The 3,831-nt window shown below is 30.8% G+C and carries 3 protein-coding genes; 2 read left to right on the top strand and 1 reads right to left on the bottom strand.

Annotated elements, in window-relative coordinates:
• Positions 1-211: 211 nt before the first annotated feature.
• On the bottom strand, positions 212-682 hold the full coding sequence (locus KI369_RS23710) for a DUF5065 family protein (RefSeq protein ID WP_212957624.1): 471 nt from the start codon (positions 680-682) through the stop codon (positions 212-214).
• Between the two features lie 454 nt (positions 683-1,136).
• On the opposite strand from KI369_RS23710, the gene KI369_RS23705 reads away from it, so the two are divergent.
• On the top strand, positions 1,137-1,796 hold the full coding sequence (locus KI369_RS23705) for a CatB-related O-acetyltransferase (RefSeq protein WP_212957622.1): 660 nt from the start codon (positions 1,137-1,139) through the stop codon (positions 1,794-1,796).
• Positions 1,797-2,258: 462 nt separating this feature from the next.
• A complete protein-coding gene (locus tag KI369_RS23700) occupies positions 2,259-3,572 on the top strand; it encodes a D-alanyl-D-alanine carboxypeptidase family protein (protein ID WP_274382470.1) in 1,314 nt (437 codons plus the stop codon).
• Positions 3,573-3,831 lie beyond the last annotated feature (259 nt).

Here is a 3,831-nt window from a genome sequence, read left to right as displayed (position 1 = left end):
AATATGCAATATTGCATATTAGATTGTAGAACTTTATGAGGTGAAAATAGTTGTTGAATAAAAAATATAATTTATAAAGAAAGTAAGGGTTTTTTAAACTTTAAAAAGGGAAAATAATCAAAAGGTCCTATATCTTATATAAGGTATAGGACCTTTTAAAATGGTTTTTGTCTAATAAAAATAGTATTCAATATTTATTGATGAGGTTTAATTATTTTGAGATTTTAAAGCTGCCCCCATAATAATAATTGTCTCCAAGTTTCATAACAGCTACATATGTTCCAGGATTATAAGCCTTAGTAATAGGGGTTACAAATCTACCATAATCATGTTTTAAACCTGAGTCATAAATGGTTTTATATCTATGCAAGTTTATGTCATCATTTTCATTTCCGCTCAATTGATATATTTTTACAATACCAGTATCTTTACCACCAGTATATATAGTAACATCGAATGTATCTCCATGTTTTAAGTCACCAACTGCTAATTCTTCTATAAAATCTGCATTATGATGTAATAAAAAATAGTTTTGCCACTGCCAATTATCTAAAAATGGTGATACTTTTTGTGTAAGTTGCGATTGTGCAGACACAGGTGTGATTGTATAAATTGTACTCGATAATAAAACTCCTCCAACAGTCAATGCACCAATAATTGTTGATTTCTTTAAAAGCTTCATCTTCTAAACCTCCTAGTTAGTAAAGGATTCAGAAATCTTTTATGTGAAAAACAAGCTGTGAAATCTAATGGATGATAATATCTTCTATAATCATATTAACATTTATTGATTTATCTGACAAATTAATAAATAATAAAACTAAATCGAGGAAGTTACGGCTAATACAGGAAAGAAGTTAGATGTATAGTTAAGAAATCTTTATCATATGTAATTGGGATTTGTTATTTGAAAACTCGTTTATTTTAATGTTGAAATTTCAATTCACACTTTAAGTTTTAGTACATAATTTTACAATTTGACTTATGTAATTTAACACGTTATGATTTTTTTATTATAAAAGAAAGGCTTGAATATAATGATTCGTCGTTTGAAAAAGCTAAAAAATGTAGCAGTCGTAGTAAGCTTCTAAGTGAATTACAAGAATCTATAATACTTAGAAGCGAGGAATAAAGTTATGAAGCATCCATTATATAATCATTGGTCAGAAACGAAGTATTTAAAAGATATAGTAACAAATCCACTCATTGAGGTAGGAGAGTACTCCTATTACTCAGGGTATTATGGTTATCAAAATTTTGAAGATGGCTGTGTAAGGTATTTGTGGGGGGATGCTAAGTCCCGAGCACTTTTTAATCCAATTGAACAAATGGGATGGCATCTTGATAAACTCATTATTGGGAATTATGTTTGTATTGCCAGTGGAGTAGTCATTTTAATGGGTGGTAATCATAATCATCACTCAGAATGGATTACAGTCTATCCATTCGCTGAGCAAATTGAACACTCATATGAACCGAAGGGTGATACAGTCATTAAAAGTGATGCTTGGATTGGAATGAATGCTATAATAATGCCTAGCGTTACAATCGGTGAAGGTGCAATCGTTGCAGCAGGATCTGTCGTAAGTAAAGATGTTCCGCCGTATACAATAGTTGGTGGAAATCCCGCTAAAGAAATAAAGAAACGGTTCACTGATGCTGAAATAAATATGCTAATGGAAATGCGTTGGTTTGATTGGGAAAGAGAATTAGTTGAGAAGGCAATGCCTATATTATCTAGTTCATCTATTAAATTATTATATGATTTTTATAAAAAGGAAGTAAAAAATAAATAAAACTGTGAAAAAACTACATTCTATACAGGATGTAGTTTTTTTATAATAAAAAATTAATAGTCTAGACTAAGGAAAATTCATTTCTGGTATGAGTATTGTAAATATCTGAATTAAATAATTAAAATCTTTGATAGCTAATAAAACCAGTGTGGCTTGATATCTAATCGGGACGCACTGGTTTTATTTTTTTGTAAATGTGGAACAAACGTATTCTTTAGATTGTCTATTCATTGTAATCCTAAAAAATATGAAATTACGGATCATTTTTAATAATACAAGGGTATTAAAAATAGGGATGTGTGGGGGATACTACGTATCAGTGCGCCTAAAAGGATGGAATGGTCTATATGAAAGTGATCCCAACATCTTATATGTATAAAGAATTTGATTAAATTGTCTATTTTTATAGTGATTATGCTAGAATAACGTTTTTTGAGTTCAAAGATATGGGAGGTAAGAGAATTGAAAGGTATGTTTTACAAAAAAATTATTGTAATAGTAACAGTGCTTACACTATTTTGTAGCATAGTTGTTACATCTGGGAGTGCATCAGCGGAAACAGTCCCTGTTTTAGACGTAGAAGCAGGATCTGCAATTTTAGTAGAAGCAAATTCCGGAAAAATTTTATATGAAAAAAATGCAGATGAATCACTAGCAATTGCTAGTATGACAAAAATGATGAGTGAATATTTAGTTCATGAAGCGGTGGATAAAGGAAAACTTACATGGGATCAAAAAGTTAAAATTTCTGAATATGCATATAAGATTTCACAAGATCGCTCATTATCAAACGTTCCATTAGAAAATGGTGGCTCTTATACAGTAAAAGAGTTATATGAGGCAATGGCAATTTACTCTGCAAACGGTGCAACAATTGCTTTAGTTGAAGAAATTGCTGGAAAAGAAGCCGATTTCGTGAAAATGATGAATGATAAGTCAAAAGAGTTTGGAATGAAAAATTACAAATTTGTAAACTCTACAGGTTTAACAAATTATGATTTAAAAGGACATCATCCAGAAGGGACAACTTCAGATGAGAAAAATAAAATGTCCGCAAGAGATTGTGCGATTTTAGCACAACGTCTTATTCAAGATTTCCCAAAAATATTAGATACAGCAAAAATCCCCAAAAAAACATTCCAAAAGGGTGGCAAGTATCCAATTGATATGGTGAATTTTAACATGATGTTAAAAGGTTTAATTAAGCAATACGAAGGTGTAGATGGGTTGAAAACAGGAACTACTCCAGAAGCTGGTGATTGCTTCACTGGTACAGTAGAAAGAAACGGTATGCGTCTAATATCTGTAGTGATAAAAGCAAACTCCCATACAGCACGTTTTGATGAAACGAAGAAATTATATGATTATGGGTTTGCGAATTTTGAAATGAAGAAAGTTTACGGAAAAGATTCAGTAGTAAACGGGTATGAAACAGTGCGAGTAGCAAATGCAAAAGACAAAGATGTAGTTGTTCAAACGAAGCAAGTGGTTTCACTTCCAATACGAAAGAGCAACAAAGACGTATATAAAAAAGAATTTAAAGTATTGAATGAAGAACAAGAAGCACCTATTAAAAAAGGTGTAACAATTAGTAAAATGATTATCTCGCCTAAAGATAGTACAGATCCTGGGTTTTTATTAGGTAAATCATTACAAGTAGACCTTGTAACAAAATCTGATGTAGAACAAGCGAATTGGTTTACACGTTTTATGCGTAACATCGGATCTTTCTTTAATGGTATGTGGGATAGTGCGGTTGATATAGTAAAAAGCTAATTTTATGTGGATAGCTTGGAATTGAAGAGGCATTAATTTTCAAATTTTTTCCGTCGGAACTTTTGGTATTGCTATCAAGCTAAAATAAATTTGTATCAATATAATAAAAAAGCGTTATTCTTTTTGTAGAAATATACAAAAAGGATGGCGTTTATTTTGATTTTTCGATTCAAAGCACTTTGGTGCAAGGATAGTTTAATAAAGTTACACAGGACGAAAGAAGATTCATTATTCAATTAAATTACAATGGAAATAGATA

The organism is Bacillus sanguinis (genome assembly GCF_018332475.1).
In the GTDB taxonomy this organism is placed as follows: domain Bacteria; phylum Bacillota; class Bacilli; order Bacillales; family Bacillaceae_G; genus Bacillus_A; species Bacillus_A sanguinis.
Note: the sequence above shows the minus strand (reverse complement) of the source record. Positions and strands in the feature narration are given on the sequence as shown.

What these genes read in the sequence shown, in the direction of transcription:
- KI369_RS23710 (WP_212957624.1), bottom strand. Translation starts at nt 682, where the DNA reads ATGAAGCTTTTAAAGAAATCAACAATTATTGGTGCATTGACTGTTGGA.
- KI369_RS23705 (WP_212957622.1), top strand. Translation starts at nt 1,137, where the DNA reads ATGAAGCATCCATTATATAATCATTGGTCAGAAACGAAGTATTTAAAA.